General features: G+C 66.5%; 23 protein-coding genes. 13 read left to right on the forward strand and 10 right to left on the reverse strand.

Annotated elements, in window-relative coordinates; genetic code table 11:
- Positions 1-136 precede the first annotated feature (136 nt).
- Both grpE and hrcA read right to left on the reverse strand, forming a co-directional pair.
- The gene (gene grpE / locus PMI42_RS08275; RefSeq protein ID WP_008132495.1) at positions 137-742 is read right to left on the reverse strand and encodes a nucleotide exchange factor GrpE; all 606 of its coding nucleotides are present in this window, start codon (positions 740-742) and stop codon (positions 137-139) included.
- Between the two features lie 98 nt (positions 743-840).
- The gene (gene hrcA, locus PMI42_RS08280; protein WP_008132497.1) at positions 841-1,929 is read right to left on the reverse strand and encodes a heat-inducible transcriptional repressor HrcA; all 1,089 of its coding nucleotides are present in this window, start codon (positions 1,927-1,929) and stop codon (positions 841-843) included.
- A gap of 163 nt (positions 1,930-2,092) precedes the next feature.
- Between hrcA and rph the strand changes: the two genes are divergently transcribed.
- The 3 genes from rph to hemW are packed head-to-tail and all read left to right on the forward strand — an operon-like array spanning position 2,093 to position 4,654.
- Positions 2,093-2,806 (forward strand): ribonuclease PH, encoded by a 714-nt coding sequence (gene rph / locus PMI42_RS08285; protein ID WP_008132499.1) that lies wholly within the window; start codon positions 2,093-2,095, stop codon positions 2,804-2,806.
- A gap of 11 nt (positions 2,807-2,817) precedes the next feature.
- Complete coding sequence (gene rdgB / locus PMI42_RS08290) at positions 2,818-3,453, forward strand: RdgB/HAM1 family non-canonical purine NTP pyrophosphatase (protein ID WP_008132501.1); 636 nt, start codon at positions 2,818-2,820, stop codon at positions 3,451-3,453.
- Positions 3,454-3,469: 16 nt separating this feature from the next.
- On the forward strand, positions 3,470-4,654 hold the full coding sequence (gene hemW / locus PMI42_RS08295) for a radical SAM family heme chaperone HemW (RefSeq protein ID WP_050994353.1): 1,185 nt from the start codon (positions 3,470-3,472) through the stop codon (positions 4,652-4,654).
- 102 nt (positions 4,655-4,756) lie between these two features.
- Here hemW and PMI42_RS08300 read toward each other — a convergent pair whose 3' ends face one another.
- On the reverse strand, positions 4,757-5,986 hold the full coding sequence (locus PMI42_RS08300) for a penicillin-binding protein activator (protein WP_008132505.1): 1,230 nt from the start codon (positions 5,984-5,986) through the stop codon (positions 4,757-4,759).
- A 341-nt stretch (positions 5,987-6,327) separates the two neighbouring features.
- Between PMI42_RS08300 and rsmI the strand changes: the two genes are divergently transcribed.
- From rsmI to PMI42_RS08335, 7 genes are all read left to right on the forward strand, one after another.
- The gene (rsmI, locus tag PMI42_RS08305) at positions 6,328-7,278 is read left to right on the forward strand and encodes a 16S rRNA (cytidine(1402)-2'-O)-methyltransferase (protein WP_008132507.1); all 951 of its coding nucleotides are present in this window, start codon (positions 6,328-6,330) and stop codon (positions 7,276-7,278) included.
- Positions 7,265-7,666 (forward strand): YraN family protein, encoded by a 402-nt coding sequence (locus PMI42_RS08310; protein ID WP_008132508.1) that lies wholly within the window; start codon positions 7,265-7,267, stop codon positions 7,664-7,666. The genes rsmI and PMI42_RS08310 overlap by 14 nt, the downstream gene beginning before the upstream one ends.
- A 10-nt stretch (positions 7,667-7,676) precedes the next feature.
- On the forward strand, positions 7,677-8,621 hold the full coding sequence (gene gshB / locus PMI42_RS08315) for a glutathione synthase (RefSeq protein WP_008132509.1): 945 nt from the start codon (positions 7,677-7,679) through the stop codon (positions 8,619-8,621).
- A gap of 366 nt (positions 8,622-8,987) precedes the next feature.
- Positions 8,988-9,812, forward strand: a complete 825-nt coding sequence (gene cpaB / locus PMI42_RS08320; RefSeq protein WP_008132511.1) for a Flp pilus assembly protein CpaB — start codon at positions 8,988-8,990, stop codon at positions 9,810-9,812.
- A 13-nt stretch (positions 9,813-9,825) separates the two neighbouring features.
- On the forward strand, positions 9,826-11,343 hold the full coding sequence (locus tag PMI42_RS08325) for a type II and III secretion system protein family protein (protein ID WP_035964898.1): 1,518 nt from the start codon (positions 9,826-9,828) through the stop codon (positions 11,341-11,343).
- Between the two features lie 40 nt (positions 11,344-11,383).
- Positions 11,384-12,118, forward strand: coding sequence for a CpaD family pilus assembly protein (locus PMI42_RS08330; protein WP_008132514.1), 735 nt, complete (start codon positions 11,384-11,386; stop codon positions 12,116-12,118).
- On the forward strand, positions 12,115-13,404 hold the full coding sequence (locus PMI42_RS08335; protein WP_008132515.1) for a CpaE/TadZ family protein: 1,290 nt from the start codon (positions 12,115-12,117) through the stop codon (positions 13,402-13,404). The genes PMI42_RS08330 and PMI42_RS08335 overlap by 4 nt, the downstream gene beginning before the upstream one ends.
- Before the next feature lie 80 nt (positions 13,405-13,484).
- Here PMI42_RS08335 and PMI42_RS08340 read toward each other — a convergent pair whose 3' ends face one another.
- Together PMI42_RS08340 and PMI42_RS08345 are read right to left on the reverse strand one after the other, a co-directional pair.
- Positions 13,485-14,261 carry a tetratricopeptide repeat protein gene (locus PMI42_RS08340; RefSeq protein WP_008132516.1) on the reverse strand — a complete coding sequence of 259 codons (777 nt, stop codon included), beginning with the start codon at positions 14,259-14,261 and terminating at the stop codon, positions 13,485-13,487.
- A 79-nt stretch (positions 14,262-14,340) separates the two neighbouring features.
- Complete coding sequence (locus PMI42_RS08345) at positions 14,341-14,586, reverse strand: PilZ domain-containing protein (protein WP_027534981.1); 246 nt, start codon at positions 14,584-14,586, stop codon at positions 14,341-14,343.
- Between the two features lie 216 nt (positions 14,587-14,802).
- Here PMI42_RS08345 and PMI42_RS08350 point away from each other — a divergent pair, with 216 nt between their 5' ends.
- From PMI42_RS08350 to PMI42_RS08360, 3 genes are all read left to right on the forward strand, one after another.
- Positions 14,803-16,341, forward strand: coding sequence for a YifB family Mg chelatase-like AAA ATPase (locus tag PMI42_RS08350; protein ID WP_008132519.1), 1,539 nt, complete (start codon positions 14,803-14,805; stop codon positions 16,339-16,341).
- 109 nt (positions 16,342-16,450) lie between these two features.
- Positions 16,451-16,924 carry a hypothetical protein gene (locus PMI42_RS08355; RefSeq protein WP_008132522.1) on the forward strand — a complete coding sequence of 158 codons (474 nt, stop codon included), beginning with the start codon at positions 16,451-16,453 and terminating at the stop codon, positions 16,922-16,924.
- Between the two features lie 125 nt (positions 16,925-17,049).
- Positions 17,050-19,275: a PAS domain-containing hybrid sensor histidine kinase/response regulator gene (locus PMI42_RS08360; RefSeq protein WP_008132523.1), complete on the forward strand. Its 2,226-nt coding sequence runs from the start codon at positions 17,050-17,052 to the stop codon at positions 19,273-19,275.
- Between the two features lie 233 nt (positions 19,276-19,508).
- Here the strand turns inward: PMI42_RS08360 and coaA are convergent, their stop codons facing one another.
- The 5 genes from coaA to PMI42_RS08385 all read right to left on the reverse strand — a co-directional run.
- Positions 19,509-20,465 (reverse strand): type I pantothenate kinase, encoded by a 957-nt coding sequence (coaA, locus tag PMI42_RS08365; RefSeq protein ID WP_008132524.1) that lies wholly within the window; start codon positions 20,463-20,465, stop codon positions 19,509-19,511.
- Positions 20,466-20,498: 33 nt separating this feature from the next.
- Complete coding sequence (locus tag PMI42_RS08370) at positions 20,499-20,819, reverse strand: phosphoribosyl-ATP diphosphatase (RefSeq protein ID WP_008132526.1); 321 nt, start codon at positions 20,817-20,819, stop codon at positions 20,499-20,501.
- Between the two features lie 77 nt (positions 20,820-20,896).
- Complete coding sequence (gene hisF, locus PMI42_RS08375; protein WP_008132532.1) at positions 20,897-21,673, reverse strand: imidazole glycerol phosphate synthase subunit HisF; 777 nt, start codon at positions 21,671-21,673, stop codon at positions 20,897-20,899.
- Between the two features lie 9 nt (positions 21,674-21,682).
- Positions 21,683-22,420 carry a 1-(5-phosphoribosyl)-5-[(5-phosphoribosylamino)methylideneamino]imidazole-4-carboxamide isomerase gene (gene hisA, locus PMI42_RS08380; protein WP_035964906.1) on the reverse strand — a complete coding sequence of 246 codons (738 nt, stop codon included), beginning with the start codon at positions 22,418-22,420 and terminating at the stop codon, positions 21,683-21,685.
- The coding region (locus PMI42_RS08385; RefSeq protein WP_035964902.1) for a glutamine amidotransferase-related protein at positions 22,417-22,645 on the reverse strand (229 nt) is incomplete at its 5' end. The genes PMI42_RS08385 and hisA, both read right to left, overlap by 4 nt.

The raw sequence follows: 22,645 nt of genomic DNA on the forward strand, positions 1-22,645 counted from the left end.
AGAACACAGTCGCTGAGGAGCGCGCTTCTTCGCGCGCGTCTCGAAGGATGAAGGCCGTGCGGCAGCAGGCGGGCCTGCATGGTTCGAGACGGCGCTGATGCGCCTCCTCACCATGAGGGTCCAGAACTTCCGCCGCTCAGTTCACTTCGTTGCTGTTCGCCGCGGGCGCGGCCTTCGCGCCGCCCTTGGCGACACCGACCAGGGCCGGGCGCAGCACGCGCTCGCCGATGGTGTAGCCGGCCTGCATGACCTGCACGACGGTGCCTGATGGCACCGACGGATCGGGCACCTCGTACATCGCCTGATGGAAGTTCGGATCGAACTTCTGGCCCTGCGGATCGAGCTTCTTCACGCCGTGCTTTTCCAGCGCGCTCAGCAGCGAGCGCTCGGTGAGCTCGACACCCTCGATCAGCGCGGTCAGGCCGGGATCGGCCGCCGCTCGCGCTTCGGCCGGAACGGCATCGAGCGCGCGCTGGAGATTGTCGGCGATGTCGAGCACGTCACGGGCAAAGCCGGTGATGCCGTAGAGCTTGGAGTCGGCGACTTCCTTGGCCGTGCGCTTGCGCAGGTTCTCCATCTCGGCCAGCGTCCGCAGCATGCGATCGCGCGCCTCGGCGGCTTCCTTCTGCAACAGCTCGACCGAACCGGGCTCGGGATCGTCGGGCATGATGTAGGGTTTCGACACCACGGGCTCGCCGGTCGGCGCGGTCGTGTCTTCGGGTTGCCGGTCTCGATCAGTCATCGGCTCTCTTTTCGAACTCGTCTTACAGGATTTTGCTGGCCCGGATATCGTGCTTCGGACGCCGAAAATCAAGCGCCCGTGATCGACTGAGCCGCCGGTCAGCCCCCCAGAAGCCGGCTGACGATGCGGGCGGCATAGTCCACGGTCGGGATCACACGGGCATAATTCAACCGCGTCGGCCCGATCACGCCCAGAACGCCGACGATATGGCCGGCGGCATCCCGATAGGGCGAGATGATCGTGGAGGAACCGGACAAGGAAAACAGCTTGTTCTCCGAGCCGATAAAGATGCGCACACCCTCGGCGGTCTCGGCGCGGCCGAGCAGATCGACCACGCCGCGCTTGGTCTCGAGGTCATCAAACAGCAGCCGGACCCGCTCGAGGTCCTCCAATGCGTGCAAATCCTCCAGCAGATTGGCGTGGCCGCGCACGATCAGCTGACGATTTTCATTCTCGCCGCCGGACCAGCTGGCGATGCCGGCTGCGATGACCTTCTGGGTGAGCTGGTCGAGTTCGGCCCGGGCTTCGCCCAAGGCAGTTTCGAGCTCGAGCCGGGCCTCGGCCAGCGTCCGGCCGCGAATCCGCGCATTGAGGAAATTGCCGGCCTCCGTCAGCGCCGAGGACGGAACTCCGGGCGGCAGGGTCAGCACACGGTTTTCAACCTGACCGTCCTCGCCGACCAGGATCACCAGCGCCTTCTCGGGTTCCAGGCGGACGAATTCGATATGTTTCAGCCGCGAATTGGATTTTGGCGTCAGCACCACGGCGGCGGCGCGGGTGAGGCCGGACAGCCGCGTCAGCGCTTCGGACAGCGCCGCCTCGACCGACTGGGCGTGGCCCACCGAGGTCAACTGGCTTTGGATCGATTGCCGTTCGGCCTCGTTGAGGTCGCCGACCTGCATCAAGGCATCGACGAAGAAGCGCAGGCCGAGTTCCGTCGGAAGCCGCCCGGCCGATGTGTGCGGCGCATAGATCAGGCCGAGCTGTTCCAGGTCGGCCATGACGTTGCGGACCGAGGCCGGCGACAGCGGCATCGCGATCAGCCGCGAGATGTTGCGCGAGCCGACCGGCTCGCCGGTCGCCAGATAGCTTTCGACAATTTGACGAAAGATGTCGCGGGAACGCTCGTTGAGCTGGGCGAGGCCTGCGCGCGGCGCGATCAGATGGATCGGATCGTGATGGGCCACAGACGGCAACTCCTCTCAGATGCTTATAATTTGGCCATCGGAACGCCCCCTGACAAGCGTGGTTTTGCACTTGGCTGGGGACCGAAAAGGCCTTGCCGCCCACCCTCACCCCCCCTACAAGCACCGCGAACAGCCCTTTCCCGAGAGTTTTGGAGGATTTCCCATGCGGCCAAGCCGCCGTGCGCCCGATGAATTGCGCCCCGTGACGCTGGAGCGTGGCGTGGTCAAATATGCGGAAGGCTCGTGCCTGGTGAAATTCGGCGACACCCATGTGCTTGTCACCGCCACGCTGGAAGACCGCCTGCCGCCATGGCTGAAGGGCCAGGGCCGCGGCTGGGTCACCGCCGAATACGGCATGCTGCCCCGCGCGACCTCCGAACGCACCCGCCGCGAAGCCTCCGCCGGAAAACAAAGCGGCCGCACCGTCGAGATCCAGCGCCTGATCGGCCGCGCGCTTCGCACCATCGTCGATCTCGAAGCGCTTGGTGAGCGCCAGATCACGGTCGATTGCGACGTGCTGCAGGCCGATGGCGGCACCCGCACGGCCTCGATCACCGGTGCCTGGGTCGCGCTGGCCGATTGCATCAGCTGGATGAAGGCGCGCAACATGATCAAGGCCAAGGTGCTGCGCGACAACGTCGCCGCAATCTCCTGCGGCATCTACAACGGTACGCCCGTGCTCGACCTCGACTATGCCGAGGATTCGGAAGCCCAGACCGACGCCAATTTCGTCATGACCGGCGACGGCCGCATCATCGAGGTGCAGGGCACCGCGGAACGCGAGCCGTTCACGCAGGACGAGTTCCTGGCGCTGATGGCGCTGGCCCAGAAGGGCATCGCGCGTCTGGTGGACTTGCAGAAACTGGCCGTCGCGTAGTCAATAGGCCCATGCACCGCCGAATCACCGGAAAGCTGGTCATCGCCACCCACAATCCCGGCAAGCTCGCCGAGATGAAGGAGCTTTTGGCGCCGTACGGCATCGAGGCGGTGTCGGCCGGTGAGCTCGGACTGCCCGAGCCCGACGAGACCGGCAACGACTTCCGCAGCAACGCCGCGATCAAGGCGATCGCGGCGGCGCAGGCGACCAAGTTGCCGTCCTTCGCCGACGATTCCGGCATCGTGGTCGACGCGCTCGACGGCGCACCCGGCATCTACAGTGCGCGCTGGGCCGGCCCGACCAAGGATTTCACCGCGGCGATGACGCGGATCGAACGGCTGTTGCAGGAGCGCGGCGCGACGACGCCGGACAAGCGCAAGGCACACTTCGTCTCCGCGCTGTGCGTCGCCTGGCCCGACGATCATCTCGAAGAGGTCGAGGCGCGTGTCGACGGCACGCTGGTCTGGCCGCCGCGCGGCACCGCCGGCTTCGGCTACGATCCGATGTTTTTGCCCAACGGTCATGACCGCACCTTCGGCGAGATGACCAGCGTCGAGAAGCACGGCCTGCCGCCGCTCGGCCTCGGCCTGTCGCATCGCGCCCGCGCCTTCGTGAAACTGGCGGAGATCTGCCTTGAGCCGCGATAGAGCGTTTTCGAGCGAAGTGGATACCGGTTCGCGCCAGGAAAACGCGTCAAAACAAAAATCTGAAGCTTTCGGCGTCTATGTGCACTGGCCATTCTGCCTGTCGAAGTGCCCGTATTGCGACTTCAACAGCCATGTCCGCCACGCCGCAATCGATGAAGCGCGTTTTGCCTCCGCTTTCGCGCGTGAAATCGAAACCACCGCACAGCGCGCGCCCGGCCGCGAGGTCACCTCGATCTTCCTCGGCGGCGGCACGCCGTCCTTGATGCAGCCCGCAACCGTCGGCGCGGTGCTCGATGCCATCGGCAAGCACTGGAAGGTCGCCGGCGACGTCGAGGTCACGCTCGAGGCAAACCCCACCAGCGTCGAGGCCACGCGCTTTGCCGGCTATCGCTCAGCCGGTGTCAATCGCGTCTCGCTCGGCGTGCAGGCGCTCGACGATGCCTCGCTCAAGGCGCTCGGCCGCATGCACAGCGCGCGCGAGGCGCTCGATGCCGTCGCGATCGCGCGCCGCTCGTTCGACCGCTATTCATTCGATCTGATCTACGCCCGTCCCGACCAGACGCCGGCGATGTGGGCCGATGAACTCAAGCTCGCGATCAATGAGGCGGCCGAGCATCTCTCGCTCTATCAGCTCACCATCGAAGAAGGCACGCCGTTCTTCGGCCTGCACCAGGCCGGCAAATTGAAGACGCCGGACGAAGCCGTGGCGCGCGCGCTCTACGACGTGACGCAGGAGACCTGCGACAGACTCGGCCTGCCCGCCTACGAGATTTCCAATCACGCCCGGCCCGGCGCCGAATGCCGACATAATCTGGTCTACTGGCGCGGCGATGAATATGCCGGCATCGGCCCCGGCGCGCATGGAAGGCTCGATATCGACGGCGTGCGCCATGCCACCGCCACCGAGAAACGCCCCGAAGCCTGGCTGATGCGCGTCGAGACGAATGGCCATGGCAACGTCACCGACGATCTCCTCAACAGCGAAGAGCGCGCCGACGAATTCTTGCTGATGGGATTGCGTTTGGCTGAGGGCATCGACCCCGAGCGCTACAGAGCCCTCTCCGGCCGCCCGCTCGATCCCAAGCGCATCGCGCTGCTGCGCGAGGAAGGTGCGATCATCGTGGATGCGACGGGACGCTTGCGCGTGACGAGCAGCGGATTTCCGGTGCTGGACGCGGTGGTCGCGGATCTCGCGGCGTAGCGAGCTGCCGTAGCCCGGATGGAGCGCAGCGAAATCCGGGTTCTGTCCACGTGGCGAGACCGCCCCGGATTGCGCTGCGCTCCATCCGGGCTACGAAACCAACTACGCCCCAAAACTCTTCGGCGAGCCCGCGACCGCCACACCACCACCCGTCGTCACCTTCATCACCGCTAGCCCGCGCTCATTCGTCCCATCGGCGCGGAAGCGGAACAGGCCGTCGATGCCGGCAAAGCCGGAGGGATTGGTGAGCACGTCGGACGAGAAGCGCGTGGGGCCCTGCGTGCGCGCGAGCGCGGCGACGAGGGCGACCGCGTCATAGGCCAGCGTCGCGGTACGGATCGGCTCGGCGCCGTATTTGGTGCGGTAGCGGCCGGAGAACGCGCGAAAACCGGCCGGGTCCGGCGCGGCGTAGAGACCGCCTTGCAACGCGGGGCTGGCATAGACGCGGGGACTGTCCCACAGGCCGGTGCCGAGCAGCTGGATGTTACGCAAATTGGCGCCCGCGGCAGTCATCGCATCGGCCACCGCAACCACGGCATCGCCGTCATCGGCAATGAACAGCGCATCCGCGCCGCCGAGCTGCTGCGCCACGGTGCGCGCCGGCGTGGCGCGATCGGCGCCGTATTTCTCGAACGCGACGATGCGCCCGCCGCGCCGCGGCACCGCCGCCTTCACCGCGGCTTCGACCACGTTGCCATAGGCATTGTCGGGCACGAGTACGGCGACCGAACGCTTTCCGATGCTGGCGGAATATTCGACGATGCGATTGACGTCGGACTCCGGCAGGAACGAGAGCAGATAGACGCCGCGGCCGGCGATGCTGGAATCAGTCGAGAACGCGATCACGGAAATGCCGCGCGTGCGCGCGACCTGCGCCACCGCCGGCACCGACTGCGCGAACAGCGGGCCCAGGATGATCTCGGCGCCTTCGTCGACGGCCTGCTGCGCGCCGGCCTGCGCGCCTTGCGGGCTGCCATTGTCGTCCTTGATCAGCAGCTGGATGTTGGGATTCTGGAACTCGGCCAGCGCCATCTCGGCGGCATTGCGCATGGATTGCGCGGCAAGACCGGCATTGCCGGCGGCCGAGAGCGGCAGGATGACGGCAACCTTGACCCCGCCGGAGCCTGCGGTGGTGGCCTGCTGCGGCGGGCCTGCCGGCTGGGCCGGAGGCGGGGAGCTGGAGAACGGATTGGAGAACTGGCTGAGGCTCTGCTGCACGCCGGCGCAGGCCGACAGCAGCGGCGTGCCGAGCAACAGGCCAAGCGCGCTCCGCCGGGTCGCTCCCGACAAGCGGGGCCCCTGAACGGGAAACTTTGGATCACGCGGGCCCATTGGCAGCTTCTCTTCTGACCAGCCGTCGCCGGCCGGTCACAACAACTCTTGCCGCGACAGAACCCGCGGATTCAGGCATAATGTCGGCAAATAGTTAACCAAAACAAAAGGATAATACCCGCTTAACGCGGCTCCCCCTCAAGTCCTGGCTGGCTGTCCACTGTCCGTCACGACAGCATCAAGGCGGCGTTTCCGCCGCGAATATGGCGCTGATGCTGCATTCCCTCTGCAATGTGATGCCGGATGGATCACATTCCAGTCTCCTCACCCCTTCCCTCGGCATGATCTTTTTCGCGGGACCGGTTCCCAGCCCCGGATATCATGCCTAAGTTCGTCTGATTATGCGCGCAAAGCCGGCCCCGATAAATACGCCTGAAGCCACAGACGCCGCCCCGCGCGGTTTCTCCATCGACGCCCACCGGCTGCCCGCGCCGAAGGCGGCGCCGGGCCTGCACCTGGTCGCGACCCCGATCGGCAATCTCGGCGACATCACGCTGCGAGCGCTCCAGACGCTCGCCGGCGTCGACGTCATCGCCTGCGAGGACACCCGCATCACGCGCCGCCTGACCGAGCGCTACGATATCTCGGCGCAGCTCAAGCAATATCACGAGCACAATGCCGAGGCCGCGCGTCCAAAGATCCTGGAAGCGCTTGCGGCAGGCGGCTCGATCGCGCTGGTGTCGGATGCCGGCACGCCACTGATCTCCGATCCCGGCTTCAAGCTGGTGCGCGAGGTCTGCGCCGCCGGCCACGCCGTGTACGCGCTGCCCGGCCCGTCCTCGGTGCTGGCGGCGTTGTCCGTCGCCGCCCTGCCGACTGACCGCTTTTTCTTCGAGGGCTTTCTGCCGGCGAAATCGGCCGCACGAAAGTCCCGCCTTACCGAGCTCGCCCGCATCGATGCGACGCTGGTGATGTTCGACTCCGGCAACCGCGTGCAGGACACGCTCGCCGAGCTCGCCGAGATCATGGGCAACCGCGAAGCCGCGATCTGCCGCGAATTGACAAAACTGCACGAGGAGATTTCGCGCGCGACGCTGAACGAGCTGGCGCGCCGTGCTGCAACGCTGGAGACCCGCGGCGAATTCGTGCTGGTGATCGCTCCGCCGGCGGCCGACGCCGAGGTGCTGACATCGGGTGCGCTGGACGATCTGCTGCGCGAGCAGCTCGCCGCGCACAGCGTCAAGGATGCCGTCGCGCACGCCGTCGCGCTTTCGGGCCGGCCGCGCCGCGAGGTCTATGCCCGCGCGCTGGAGCTCGCGAAAGATTTACGGGGCAGCGATGGCGAGAACTAAGGCGCCGGCGGAACCGAAGGTCGCCTCGCCTGAGCGCGTCGCCGCGTTCCGCACCGGCATCTCGGCCGAGAGCCGCGCCGCCGCCTATCTGATCGCCAAGGGCTATCGCATCCTCGCCAAACGCTACCGCACGCCGCATGGCGAGATCGACCTCGTCGCCCGCCGCCGCAACCTGATCGCCTTCGTCGAGGTCAAGGCCCGCGCCAGCCTCGACGAGGCCGCCTATGCGGTGACACCACGCCAGCAGCAGCGCATCATCAACGCCGCGCAAGGCTGGCTCGTGGCGCATCCCGAGCATGCCGAATTCGAATTGCGATTCGACGCCATGCTGATTGCGCCGCGCTCACTTCCGCGCCATGTGTTGGCGGCATTCGACGCCTCGACCTGAAAGGCAGACCATGAAATTGAACGTCGCCGTCCAGATGGACCCCATCGCCCGCATCAACATCAAGGGCGATTCCACCTTCGCGCTGCTGCTGGAGGCGCAGAAGCGCGGCCATGGCCTGTCCTACTACACGCCCGACAAGCTCTCGATGGTCGGCGAGGAGATTGTCGCGCCGGTCCAGCTCCTGACCGTGCGCGACGAGCCCGGCAATCATTTCACGCTCGGCGAGCCCAAGCGCGAGGCGCTGAACGGCTTCGACGTGGTGCTGCTGCGCCAGGATCCGCCGTTCGACCTCGCCTACATCACCTCGACGCATCTGCTCGAGCGCATCCATCCGAAGACGCTGGTGGTCAACGACCCGGTCTCGGTCCGCAACGCGCCGGAAAAGCTGTTCGTGATGAACTTTCCGCAGCTGATGCCGCCGACCCTGATCTCGCGCGACCTCGACGAGATCAACGCCTTCCGCGACAAGCACGGCGCCGTGGTGATGAAGCCGCTGCACGGCCATGGCGGCGCGGCGGTGTTCCGCGTGATGCCGCAGGACATGAATTTCGGCTCGCTGTTCGACATGTTCTCGGTGACGTTCAAGGAAGCCTGGGTGATCCAGCAATTCATCCCCGAGGTGAAGCACGGCGACAAGCGCATCATCCTGGTCAACGGCGAGTTCGCCGGCGCGGTGAACCGCGTGCCGGCCGCGGACGACCTCCGCTCCAACATGGTGCGCGGCGGCGCCGCCCAGGAGACCGAGCTCACGCCACGCGAGCGCGAGATCTGCGCCACCGTCGGCCCGGCGCTGCGCGAGCGCGGCCTGCTGTTCGTCGGCATCGACGTCATCAACGGCAACCTGACCGAGATCAACGTGACCTCGCCGACCGGCATCCGCGCCATCGCGCGGCTCGGCGGGCCGGATGTCGCGGCGAAGGTCTGGGACGTGATCGAGCAGAAGCGGGCGAAGTAAGCGCTGACACGTAGCCCGGATGGAGCGCAGCGAAATCCGGGATTCGCGCCCACGGAAAGACCGCCCCGGATTGCGCTTCGCTCCATCCGGGCTACGGACATCAGCAGAAACACGGCCCACGCATCACTAACCACCCATTCACCATGACGCCGCGCGCGTCATGCAAACGAACGACGCGCCACGCGTGATTCTACGGGGCCACTGGCCGACCGGATAACGCGACGTTCACCATCTGCCGAGAACGCGCATCGTCACGGGCCATCACACTCGGCCTCGCAACACCCCTTATACTTTTACTCCCTACTCATCGATGCAGGGGAACCCGCCACGTGCGGTCCGAGTACCCCCGCGTAAGAGTAGAAGCGTATGAACACCGCACGCATTGTCGTTCTCGTCATCGCGCTGGGCGCCGGCGGCGTCGCTGCGTATCTGGCGAGCGGCTACCAGAACGCCCCCGTGCCCGTCCTCCCGGTCGCAGAGAAGCTGCCGACGGTCGAGGTGCTGGTCGCCAAGAACGACATCCAGCTCGGCCAGGCCGTGAAGCCCGAGGACCTGCAATGGCAGTCCTGGCCGGCCGCGACCGCGAGCAGCGCCTTCATCCGCCGCGACAACAGGCCCGAAGCCCAGACCCAGATCGCCGGCTCGATCGCGCGCGTGCCCTTGATGCAGGGCGAGCCGATCCGCGAGCAGAAGCTGGTCAAGGCCGAAGGCTCGGGCTTCATGGCCGCGATCCTGCCGTCGGGCATGCGCGCTGTCTCCACCGAGATTTCCGCCGAGACCGGCGCCGGCGGCTTCATCCTGCCGAACGACCGCGTCGATATCGTGCTGACCCGCCGCCTGAAGAACCCCGATGGCGCCAACAACAACAATGGCCCGACCGGCGGCAACGACCTCGTCCTGTCCGAGGTCATCCTCACCAACATCCGCGTGCTCGCGATCGACCAGGCGCCGAAGGAAAAGGACGGCCAGAACGCCGTCGTCGGCAAGACCGTCACGCTCGAGCTCAAGCCGGACCAGGTCGCCACGCTCTCGGCCGCGCGCCAGGGCGGCACGCTGACGCTCGCGCTGCGGAGCATCGTCGATGCCAACGTGGTCGACGGCGCGCCCGAGGACCAGGCGATCAAGCGTCCAGGCGGCGTGAACGTGATCCGTTACGGGGTGCAGGCGCGGCAACTGACGTCACAGAAGTGATGATGGGGATAGCATGAAGGACGGGGATGATCGGACGGGCATGCGCATTCGGGGGAAGCGCGCGCGCACGTTCTGGGCAGGGGCAATTCTGACGCTGGGGCTGCTCGCAGCTCCCGATGTCGTCGTCGCCGCGGATTCGCCGGTCGGCGACCAGGCGCCGATGCAGGCGCCGGATCTCGGCATATCGTCGGTCGGATCGATCGCTCCGGCGAAGACGCGCTTTCTCTCGCTCGGCGTCGGCAAATCCGTCGTCATCGACCTGCCCCGCGAGGTCAAGGACGTGCTGGTGGCCGATCCCAAGATCGCCAACGCCGTGATCCGCTCGGCCCAGCGCGCCTACATCATCGGCGGCCAGGTCGGCCAGACCAACGTGGTGTTCTTCAGCGCGGACGGCCAGCAGGTCGCCGCCTACGACATCGCGGTGAAGCGCGACCTCAACGGCATGCGCGCCGCGCTGCGCTCGTCGCTGCCGGGCGTGCAGATCGAAGGCGTCGGCGACAGCGTCATGCTGACCGGCTCGGTGTCGAGCCCGGTCGAGGCCCAGCAGGCCGGCGAAGTTGCCGCAAAGCTGGTCGGCGGCAGCGAGAAGGTCGTCAACAACATCGTCGTGCGCGGCCGCGACCAGGTCATGCTCAAGGTCGTCGTCGGCGAAGTGCGCCGCGACATCGTCAAGCAATTGGGCGTCGATCTCAGCGCCAGCCTGAACGCCGGCACCGCGGTGGTCAATTTCAACAATTCCAACCCGTTCTCGGTCTCCGGCGGCCCGCTCGTCAGCAGCAATGGGCTCGGGGTCTCCGGTGTCACCAAGGGCATCGCCACCGTCAGCGCCACGATGCGCGCGATGGAGAGCGCAGGTGTGATGCGCACCCTGGCCGAGCCGAGCCTGACCGCGATCTCGGGCGAGTCCGCCACCTTCATCGCCGGCGGCGAATTCCCGATCCCGGCGGGCTATTCCTGCGACCCGACCACGCATGTCTGCACCACCCAGATCTCCTACAAGAAATTCGGCATCTCGCTGAACTTCACCCCGGTCGTGCTCAGCGAAGGCCGGATCAGCCTGCGGGTCATGACCGAGGTCTCCGAGCTGTCGAACCAGCAGGCGATCACCGTGACGCAGGCGGTGTCGTCGACCGCCAACAACTCGATCACCATTCCCTCGATCCAGACCCGCCGCGCCGAGACGACGCTCGAAATCCCGTCGGGCGGCTCGATGGCGATGGCCGGCCTGATCCAGCAGCAGACCAAGCAGGCGATCAACGGCCTGCCCGGCGTCGACCAGGTGCCGATCATCGGCGCGCTGTTCCGCAGCCAGGACTTCGTCAACAACGAGACCGAGCTGATGGTGATCGTGACGCCCTATGTGGTGCGCGCGGTCGCCCAGAAGGAGTTGTCGCGGCCCGATGACGGCTTCGCGCCGTCGTCCGATGCGCAATCGGCGCTGCTCGGCCGCATGAACCGCCTCTATGGCATCGCGCGCCGCGTCGATCCGATCAACGGCACGCCCGGCGATTTCGGCTTCATCATCGACTGAGACGAACGGTTTGGGGACCGGGACAAGAGGGGACAAAGCGATGACGAAGAGATCAGCCGATCGACGTCGCAATCTGAGCGCCGCGCTGGCGCTGACGGGGCTCTCCGTCATGCTGGGCGCGTGCAACACCACCGGCGAGATCGTCACCCAGACGGTGCCGACCGACTATCGCCAGCGTCATCCGATCGCGGTGCAGGAAGCCAAAAAATCGATCGTGATCTTCGTCGGCAAGGCGCGCGGCGGCCTCTCGGCCGCGCAGCACGCCGACGTCACGGGCATCGCCCGGGACTGGGTGCGCGAAGGCACCGGCTCCGTCGTCGTCGACGTGCCGGTCGATACCGCGAATTCGCGCGCGGCGTCGGCGACCTATCAGGAGATCCGCTCCGTGCTCGCCTCCGGCGGCGTGCCCTCGCGCGCCATCGTGCGGCATCCCTATCGCCCCGAGGATCCCGCCCTGCTGCCGACCATTCGCCTGGGCTATTCGCGAATCGCCGCGGTCGCCGGTCCCTGCGGGCTGTGGCCGGAGGACGTCGGTCCCTCGATTCTCGACCCCGGCTACAACGAGAACCGGCCGTATTTCAACCTCGGCTGCGCCACCCAGCGCAATCTCGCGGCGATGATCGACAATCCTGCCGACCTCGAGCAGCCGCGTGCGGAAACCCCGGTCTATACCGCGCGGCGCGACATCGCCTTCGAACGCTATCGCAAGGGCACGCCGATCTCGACCCCGTCCCCCGAGGCCGACAAGGCCAAACTCAGCGACACCGGCAAATGACAAGCGTCAACGACGAAGAAGCGGATCATCCGCAGCACCCCGAGGAGCACATTGCGCCGGTTCCGCGCATCTCCGTGCAGGCGTTTTGCGAGACCGAGCAGACGCTCGCCGCGGTGACCGCGGCCGGGCAGGATCGCCGTCTCGCCAAGGCCCATCTCACCGCCAAGAGCGGCGGCCTTGCCGCGGCCATCGAAGTCTATGACACGATGCCGACGCCGAACGTGATCGTGATCGAATCCGACGGCACGCGCGATATCCTGGAAGGCCTCGACGATCTCGCCGGCGTCTGCGATCCCGGCACCCGCGTGGTCGTGATCGGCAATCCCAACGACACCGCGCCCTATCGCGAGCTGGTGCGCCGCGGCGTCAACGACTACGTGGTCGGACCGGTCGAGACCCTCGACGTGGTCCGTTCGATCTGCAGCCTGTTCTCGGCCTCCGAGGCCATCATCACCGGCCGCGTCATCGCCGTGGTCGGCGCCAAGGGCGGCGTCGGCGCCTCCACCGTCGCGCACAATCTGGCCTGGACCATCGCGCGCGACCTCGCGCTCGATTCCGTCGTGATCGATCTCGACCTCGCCTTCGGCACCGCGGGCCTCGACTACAACCAGGATCCGGCGCAGGGCATTGCCAACGCGGTGCTGTCGCAGGACCGGCCCGACACCGCGCTGATGGAGCGCCTGCTCGCCAAATGCACCGAGCGCCTCAGCCTGCTCGCTGCGCCCGCCACCCTCGACCGGGTCTACGATTTCGGCGCCGAAGCCTTCGACGCGATCTTCGACACGCTGCGCATGACCACGCCCTGCATCGTGCTCGACGTGCCCCACCAATGGTCGGGCTGGACGCGGCGCGCGCTGGTCAATGCCGACGACATCGTGATCGTCGCCGAGCCAGATCTTGCCAATTTACGCAACACCAAGAACATGCTCGGCGTGCTGAAGGCGGCGCGGCCGAACGACAGGCCGCCGCTGTACTGCATCAACCAGGTCGGCATGCACAAGCGCGCGGAGATCGACGTCAAGTCGTTCGCCAAGACCATGGAGAGCCAGCCGATCGCGGTGATCCCGTTCGATTCGAAACTGTTCTCCACCGCGGCCAATAACGGCCAGATGATCGCGGAAGTCTCCAGGAGCCACCGCACCACCGAGCTGTTCCAGAATATGGCGAACCGCCTCGCCGGCCGCGGCGAAGTGAAGAAGCCGAAGCGCTCGCTGCTGGGGCCGCTCCTGAAGAAGCTGAAGGGCCGGGCGGGTCGCCCATCCGCCCCGCATCGCAAGGCGTCGTAAGGACCAAAGCGTTTTCGCGCGAAGTGGATACCGGTTCGCGTCAAGAAAACGCGTCAAAAAAATCCAGCAAGGAGGGCGGACTATTTGTCCGCCCGCTGCTGCTGCTTCTTCGTCAGCAACTGGCGCAGCGCCGTGACCTTGGCCGCGGCCTGATCCGGCGGCAAATCCGCCTTCACGAGGATTTCAGCCTCGGCCTCGCGGCCTTGCAATCCCAGCACGAGCGCGAGATTGGCTCGGATCCGCACATCGTTCTGATTGCGCTGATGGGCGCGGCCGAGCACCTGTTCGGCCCGCGGCAGATTGTTCTGGAGCATGTAGGACAGGCCGAGATTGGACAGGACCTGCGGCTCATCAGGCACGATCTTCAGCGCGGACGCGTAATATTGCTGCGCCTCTTCGTTGCGGCCGAGCTGGTCCAGCGCGGCGCCCTGCGCCGACAGGATGCGCCAGTCGGGATCCTCGGGGGTATGCGCGCGGCCCAGCACGTCGAAGGCCTGCTGGAAATTGCCGTTGTCGGCGAGCGCACGGCCATAGCCGGCGAGCAGCGCCTTGTTGCTGGGATGGGCGAGCACCGCCTGCTCCATCACCGCAACCGCCTGGGCGCGCTGGCCGGAGTCGCGCAGCGCCTTGCCGTAGTCGAGCGCGATAGCGGGATCGCTGGGCTTGGCGCGATAGCGCTCGCGAAGCGCGTCCATGTCCGACTTCGTGTCGGCCTTGCCAGCCGTTTCCGACTTGCCGCCGAGCGCGCCGGTCACGTCCTCGACGCCGATGGTCTGGCAGCCGCCGAGGGCAAGGATCAGAAGCGCGGAGAACAGATATCTCGCCGAGGGAGGGGCAAGGGACAAACGCTTGGGCATACTCTGATCACTCGGCGACTGATCAGAGATGCTTACCGATTAACGCTAAAGTCCCGTTAAGGGACCGCGCATGGTCGTCTCAATCGGTGAATTCGGCACCGAATTCGCAGCCGATGCGCCAGCGCAGGCGGCATTGGCGGGAATAGTCGGGGGCGAAGATGATGGTGAATTGCGGCGGCACTTCCAGAAATTCTGCCACGACTTTCACGCCGCCATCCGAGATATCGGTGATGGTGCAGTCCCGCGGCAGCGAGCCCGCGCCAAAATGGATCTTGGCGAGCCGCGTGCACACCCGACGTTCGCTTCTGCGGCGATTTGCAAGCATTTGAATTGTTCACCCGTTAGATCACGGCCCATCCCGCAGCTCTAGGAGTAGCGGACATTCGTTGGGATGTGCTGAGGACAGCCGCTCGCATTCGAAGCGTAGTGTCGGGACTGCGTTTACGAACGGTTAGGGCTCTCGCGGCCGCAATCCTGTTCCCGTATTGTTCTTGCGAAGACAACCCGGCTCTGCTACCCTTGATTGCATGAGGGGGCAGGCATGGTTCAACGGGTTTCCACCGTCGCCTTTGAGGGGATCGAGGCTCGTGCGGTCGACGTACAGGTGCAGGTCGCGCCGGGCCTGCCGGCCTTTGCCATCGTCGGCCTGCCTGACAAGGCGGTGTCGGAGGCGCGTGAGCGGGTCCGCTCGGCGCTGATTGCCTCGGGCCTGGCGCTGCCGGCGCGGCGGATCATCGTCAATCTGGCGCCGGCCGATGTCCCGAAGGAAGGCAGCCATTACGACCTGCCGATCGCGCTCGGGCTGATGGCGGCGATCGGCGCGATCCCGCCGGATGCGCTGACAGGTTTCACCGTGCTGGGCGAGCTCGGCCTCGACGGCTCGATCGCGCCGGTGGCCGGCGTGCTTCCCGCCGCGATCGGCGCCAACGTGCGCGAGGAAGGCTTGATCTGTCCGGCGTCGTGCGGCTCGGAGGCGGCGTGGGCGAGCCCGGATATCCAGATCATCGCCGCGCAATCGCTGATCCAGATCGCCAACCATTTCAAGGGCACGCAAGTGCTGTCGCGGCCCTCGCCGAAAGTGCATGAAGCCGCCACCTCCACGCTCGACCTGCGCGACATCAAGGGCCAGGAGAGCGCCAAGCGCGCGCTGGAGATCGCGGCCGCCGGCGGTCATCATTTGCTGATGATCGGCGCGCCCGGCGCCGGCAAGTCGATGCTGGCGGCGCGCCTGCCCTCGATCCTGCCGCCGTTGTCGCCGGGCGAATTGCTCGAAGTCTCGATGATCGCCTCCGTTGCCGGCGAGATCGAAGGCGGCGCCCTGACGGCGCGGCGGCCGTTCCGCTCGCCGCATCATTCCGCCAGCATGGCCGCGCTCACCGGCGGCGGCATGCGCGCAAAACCCGGCGAGATCTCGCTGGCGCATCAGGGCGTGCTGTTCCTCGACGAGCTGCCGGAGTTCGATCCGCGCGTGCTGGATTCGCTGCGCCAGCCGCTGGAGAACGGCGAGGTCTCGGTCTCGCGCGCCAACCATCGCGTGACGTATCCTGCGCGTTTCATGCTGGTCGCGGCGATGAATCCGTGCCGCTGCGGCAACGCGTTCGAGCCCGGCTATGCCTGCAAGCGCGGCCGCATCGATCGCTGCGCCGGCGATTACCAGGCGCGCATCTCCGGCCCGCTGATGGACCGCATCGATCTGCGCATCGAGGTGCCGGCCGTGACGGCGGCCGATCTGATCCTGCCGCCGCCGGCAGAGGGCTCAGCCGAAGTCGCCGCCCGCGTGGCGGCGGCACGCGACATTCAGATCGCGCGTTACGCCGATGCCGGCATGCCCAAAATCCGCACCAATGCCGAGGCGCCGGCGTCGGTGCTGGAGGAGATCGCAAAGCCGGACGCGCAGGGCCTGAAACTGCTGCGCGATGCCGCCGAGACCATGCGGCTGTCGGCGCGCGGCTATCACCGCGTGCTGCGGGTGGCGCGCACGCTCGCCGACCTCGACGGCACTGAGAAGATCGGCCGGCTACATCTCGCCGAAGCGCTGTCCTACCGCGCACTCGCGGAGGATGTGCGTCAGATGGCCTGATCATTCCGCGCATCAACCCGGCGGTAACGAGTTTCCTTTACGCTCTGCAAACCATAAGGCCCAAGAGTTCCCGTCATCGTTCCCGTGCGGGCCTGGCGAGTAGAGTGTCATGTTGCGTTTCAAGATCCTGGCCTCGGTTATTCCCCTGTTGGCGGCTGCGGTGTTTGCCCGCAGCGAGATCGGATCGGTCTCGCATCCCTGCATCGCCCTGGGCGACACTTCCGTCGAGCTGACCACCCTGTTCTGGACCGCCGGCGTCCACGTCGCCTTCACCGACGATCCCGCGCGCGCCACGGTGCGGGTCCAGATCACCGACGATGCCAACGGTGCGGACTTCACGGTCGTGGATGACGGCCTCGGTTCGGAGACCGATTCCTGCGAGGCCCATCCGGCGAACCGGCTCATCACCATCGCCGCGCAGCCGGTCGATGGTGGGCCGGTGATTTATCTGTCCAGCGACGGGCCGGCCGATTACCGCATCTATGTGCGCTCGAAGACGTTCTCGCAGCGCGAGGCGGCGGCGCTGATCGTCGGCGCCCATGGCGGCCACCGCCCGCTTCCGCTCCAGGCCGCCTCGCTCTGAAATATTAACACCTCATCAACCCTGTTTGGAGGCCGAGCCAAAGCCTCAAGCTGATCGCAAGGTCGGCGAGACATCGTCGCACGCGGCGGCGGTGGGGTTTCGGGCAAGAGTCGGGATCGGTGGCGATGGATCGGACGTTCCGGATCAAGGTGCGCATGCGCCGCTTCAGGCGGCAGCATCCCCGCATCGCCTTTGCGATCCGCTCCTTCATGATCTTCTCGGCGACCTTCGGCGGCGCCTATGGTTTCGTCACCGGCAGCCGCTCCGAGAATTCCGGCTACGATCCCAACACGTTTGCGGTCGGCGCAAGCTTTCTGTTCGCCCTCGCCTGCCTTGGCCTGGCCACGCTCAGCATGCGGCTGCGCTTCGTCAACAAGCGGCTGAAGAAGCTCGCCGCCCACAACGAGGCGCTGATCGACCGCAATTGGGAGCTGAAGGAAGCCGAAGAACGAGCCCGCAGCCTGTTCGAGCAGCAGGGCGATCTGATCGTGCTGCGCGACACAAACGGCCGCATCACCTTCGCCAACGACGCCTATTGCGCGCTGGCAGGACAGGAGCGCAGCGCGCTGGTCGGCACGCGGTTCGATTTCGACGTGCTGGAGCAGGGCGACAGCGCCCGCGAAAGCGCCGGCACGCGCGTTCACGACCAGCGGATCACCACGCCGCTCGGCGCGCGCTGGATTGCCTGGCGCGAGGGCTATGTCCGCCTCGATGCCGGCCAGGCGGCCGAATTGCAGAGCGTCGGGCGCGACGTCACCGACCGCACCGAGACCGAGCGCGCGCTGTCCGAGGCACGCGACCAGGCCGATGCCGCCAACCGCGCCAAATCGCGCTTCCTCGCGATGGCCTCGCACGAGATCCGCAACCCGCTGAACGGCATCATCGGCATGGGCGGCCTCCTGCTCGACACCCATCTGACGCCGGAGCAGACCACCTACGCCAGGGCGGTGAAAACGTCGGGCGAGGCGCTGATGGCGCTGATCGAGGAGCTGCTGGACTATTCCAAGATCGAGGCCGGCAAGCTCGATCTCGAGCAGCGTCCGTTCGCGCTCTCCACCCTGATCGAGGAAATCACCGAGCTGCTGGCGCCGCGCGCGCAGGCGAAGAACCTCGAGATCGCGGCCTATGTCGACGAGCGCCTGCCGCTGGAGGTGGTCGGCGATGCCGCGCGGCTGCGCCAGGTGCTGCTCAACCTCGCCGGCAACGCCATCAAGTTCACCGCGACCGGCGGCGTCGCACTGATCGTCGAGCCCGGCATCTGGCCGAACGAGATCAGCTTCCTGGTCCGCGACACCGGCATCGGTATCGCGCCCGAAGCACAGCAGCGCATCTTCCGCGAATTCGAGCAGGCCGACGAGCGCGTCGCGCGCACCTATGGCGGCACCGGGCTTGGCCTCGCCATCAGCGAGCGCATCGTCAAGCGCATGGGCGGCCGGATCACGCTCACGAGCGAGCCGGGCAAGGGCGCGACCTTCGAGGTCGCGGTACCGCTGGCGCCATCGCAAGGTGGCTCGGGCCAGACCGCGTTCCCGAGCCCCGACCTTGCCGGCAAGTCGATCCTCCTGGTCGCCGACGGCATCGAAGCCTCGCTGATCGCGCGGCGCCTGGAGCGCTGGGGCAGCCAGACCTGCCTCGTCTCGGACGCCTCGGTCGCCGAGGCGCTGCTGCCGGAGCGTTCCTGGCATGCGGTACTGGTCGATCGCGCGATCGGCACTGCTATCGCCGACCAACTCGGTGAGGCGGCCCGCTCCCACGCGCTGCAGCGGCTGGTGCTGCTGACATCGGGCTCGCGCCACGAAAAGCTCTCGCCGGCCTTCACCGGCTTTCTGGTCAAGCCGCTGCGCGCAGCCTCGCTCGCCGCACGTCTTTCGCTGACGCCGGAGGTCGCCTCGCCTGATCTCGCGCCGGAGCCCGTCGACGCCGCCGTGATCGGAGCGCCGGCGAAAGGCCTCTCGGTCCTCGTCGCCGAAGACAACGAGATCAACGCGCTGCTGATGCGCTCGCTGCTGACGAAGCTCGGCCACCGCGCCGTCATCGCCGTGCACGGCGAGGCCGCGCTGGAATCCTGGCTCGCCGCTTCATCGGCCGGCACGCCCTATGACCTCGTGCTGATGGACATCCAGATGCCGCGGCTCGACGGCATCGAAGCGACCAAGCGAATCCGCGCGCATGAGGCGGCCACCGGCGGCCAGCACACGCCGATCCTCGCGCTCACCGCGAACACGCTGGTGGAAGATCGCTACGCCTGTTTCGAGGCGGGCATGAACGGATTTCTGATCAAGCCGCTCGACCGCGACAAGCTGGACGAGGCGCTGGCGGGACTGGCGGCGTCACGGCATCTGCCCGTCTAGGCTCCCGCTCTCTCCCCGTCATCGCGAGCGCAGCGAAACAATCCAGACTGCCGTCGCGGAAAGATTCTGGATTGCTTCGCTGCGCTCGTAATGATGGTGCGGGGGCAGTGGAGCTAAACAACGCGCTGCCGTAGGGTGGGCCAAGCGTAGCGTGCCCACGCATTCGCGTTTGACAACAGGGATATCGTGGGCACGGCGCTTTGCGCCTTTGCCCACCCCAAGGGCACCGCGACTTACAGCCTTCGCAACGCCACGCTCGCCACCGTATGGTCCGCGCCCTTCTTCAGGATCAGCGTCGCGCGGGGGCGGGTCGGCAGGATGTTGTCCTCGAGATTGGCGAGGTTGGTGCGTTCCCAGATCGCGATGGCGGTCGCGGTGGCTTCCTCGTCCGACAACAGCGCATAGCGGTTGAAGTAGGATTTGGGATTGGTGAACGCGGTGTCGCGCAGCGACAGGAAGCGCCTTATGTACCACTGCCGTAACGCGGCCTCGTCAGCGTCGATATAGACCGAGAAGTCGAAGAAGTCGGAAACGACGGGCACCGCCTTGCCGTCACGCGGCAGCTTGCCGGTCTGCAGCACGTTGACGCCCTCGACGATCAGGATGTCGGGCTGGTCGATCTCGGCCCACTGGTTCGGCACGATGTCATAGGTCAGATGCGAATAGACCGGCGCGCGCACATGGCGGCGTCCGGCCTTGATGTCGGACAGGAAGCTGAGCAGCAGCGGCAGGTCGTAGCTTTCGGGGAAACCCTTCTTCTGCATGATGCCCTGCCGCTCGAGCACGGCGTTGGGATACAGAAATCCGTCGGTGGTGATCAGCTCGACCTTCGGCCGCGGCGACCAGCGCGCCAGCAGCGCCTGGAGCACGCGGGCCGTGGTGGATTTCCCGACCGCGACCGAGCCGGCGACGCCGATGATGTAGGGCATCTTGCGGTCGCGGATGTTGAGGAACTGGCGCTCCGCGTAATACAGGCGCTGCATCGCATCGACATAGATCGACAGCAGGCGCGACAGCGGCAGGTAGATGTCCTCGACCTCCTGCAGGTCGAGGCGATCGTGCAGCGAGCGCAGCCGGTCGAACTCGCCCGGCTCCAGCGTCATCGGCGTATCGTCGCGCAGCCGCGCCCATTCCTCGCGCGTATAGACGCGGTACGGATTATACTGCTGCTCGGGTGCGCGGATATCCATGACGCGACCTTTCCGTTAGAGCCTCGGCCAGTTTCAGCCTTTGCGGGACGCCTTCTCTTCCAACCCTGACATGTTGGTCCGCTTGTCCAGCACCGCCTCGACCTCTTCCAGCTTTACGCCGCGCGCCTTCAGCAGCACAAGGAAGTGGTAGAGCAGGTCGGCACTTTCAGCGATCAGATGCGCGCGATCGTTTTCGACTGCTGCGATCACGGTTTCGACTGCCTCCTCGCCGAACTTCTTGGCGCAATGCTCGGCGCCCTTGTCCAGGAGCTTGCGGGTATAGGAGGCCTCGCCGCCGGAGGCCGCGCGGGCGTCGATGGTCTCGGCGAGATCGTGGATCGTGAAACGCGGCATCGGACTTACTCGGAAACACACAAGACCACGGAGCCATTCCCCGCCGGCCTGTGTAGCATTTTTATGAGGCGGAGTCGTCAGGCATCGAGGCGCATTTGCAGACCGCGCCGGGCCATGTGCTCCTTGGCCTCGCGGATGGTAAATTCCCCGAAGTGGAAGATCGAGGCGGCAAGCACGGCGGTGGCATGGCCGTCGCGGATACCGTCGACGAGATGGTCGAGATTGCCGACGCCGCCCGAGGCGATCACGGGAACGGGAACGCTGTCGGCGATCGCCCGGGTCAGCGGGATGTCAAAGCCCTGCCTGGTGCCGTCGCGGTCCATCGAGGTGAGCAAAAGCTCGCCGGCGCCGAGCGAGACCACTTCCTGGGCATATTCGATGGCGTCGATGCCGGTCGAGTTGCGGCCGCCATGGGTGAAGATCTCCCAGCGCTCGCCGCCGCCCGCGCGCTTGACCCGCTTGGCGTCGATCGCGACCACCACGCACTGCTCGCCGAATTTTTCGGCGGCTTCCTTGACGAACTCGCGCCGCGACACCGCCGCGCTGTTGATCGAGACCTTGTCCGCGCCGGCGCGCAGCAGGGTCTTGATGTCGTTGACCTCGCGCACGCCGCCACCGACGGTGACAGGCATGAAGCAGGCCTCCGCCGTGCGCCGGACCACGTCGAGCATGATGCCGCGGTTCTCATGGGTCGCGGTGATGTCGAGGAAGGTCAGCTCGTCGGCACCGGCGGCGTCGTAGGCGATCGCAGCCTCGACGGGATCGCCGGCATCGCGCAGATCGACGAAATTGACGCCCTTGACGACGCGGCCGTCCTTGACGTCGAGGCAGGGGATCACGCGCACCTTGAACATTTTGCTCTCCTAGGCGGCGCGCGCGTTGCGGATCAGGGTGAGGGCAGAAGCCGGATCGAGCCGGCCGTCATAGAGCGCTCGGCCGGCGATCGCACCGGCGAGCTTCCTGGCGCGCGGCGTCAGCATCGCCGTGACGTCCTCGATCGAGGCGAGGCCGCCCGAGGCGATCACGGGAATGGAGATGCTATCTGCCAGCGCGATGGTCGCATCGAGGTTCAGGCCCTTGAGCAGGCCGTCGCGCGCGATGTCGGTGAAGATGATGGCGGCAACGCCGGCATCCTCGAACCGCTTTGCAATCTCCAGCACCGTCACCTGAGAGGTCTGGGCCCAGCCTTCGACCGCGACCTTGCCGTCGCGTGCATCGAGCCCGACCGCGACGCGGCCGGGGAATTTCTTCGCCGCAGCCTTCACCAGTTCAGGGTCGCGCACCGCGGCGGTGCCGATGATGACGCGGGTGATGCCCTTGTCGAGCCAGGCCTCGACGGTGGCGAGATCGCGAATGCCGCCGCCGAGCTGCACCGGAATCTTGATCGTCTTCAGCATCGCCTCGACGGCTTGCGCGTTCACCGGCTTGCCGGCGAAGGCGCCGTCGAGGTCGACGACGTGGAGATATTCAAAACCCTGCTCGACGAAGCTCTGTGCCTGCGCCGCCGGGTTGAGATTGAACACGGTCGCGCGCGCCATGTCGCCTTGCTCGAGGCGCACGCACTGGCCGTTCTTGAGGTCGATCGCGGGGAAGAGAATCACGGTTTCCATCGCAAAAAGTTCGAGATCAGGGCCAGGCCGAAACGCTGGCTCTTCTCGGGGTGGAATTGCGTGCCGATGGCGGTGTCCTTCGCGACGATCGCGGTGACGGGACCGCCGTAATCGGCGCGCGCGAGCACGTCCGCCTCGTTGGCGGCGTTGAGGTGGTAGGAGTGCACGAAATAGGCGTGCTGGCCCTTGGGGCCGAGCGGCAGCCGCTCCCGCACC

The organism is Bradyrhizobium sp. YR681 (assembly GCF_000282615.1).
Classification (GTDB): domain Bacteria; phylum Pseudomonadota; class Alphaproteobacteria; order Rhizobiales; family Xanthobacteraceae; genus Bradyrhizobium.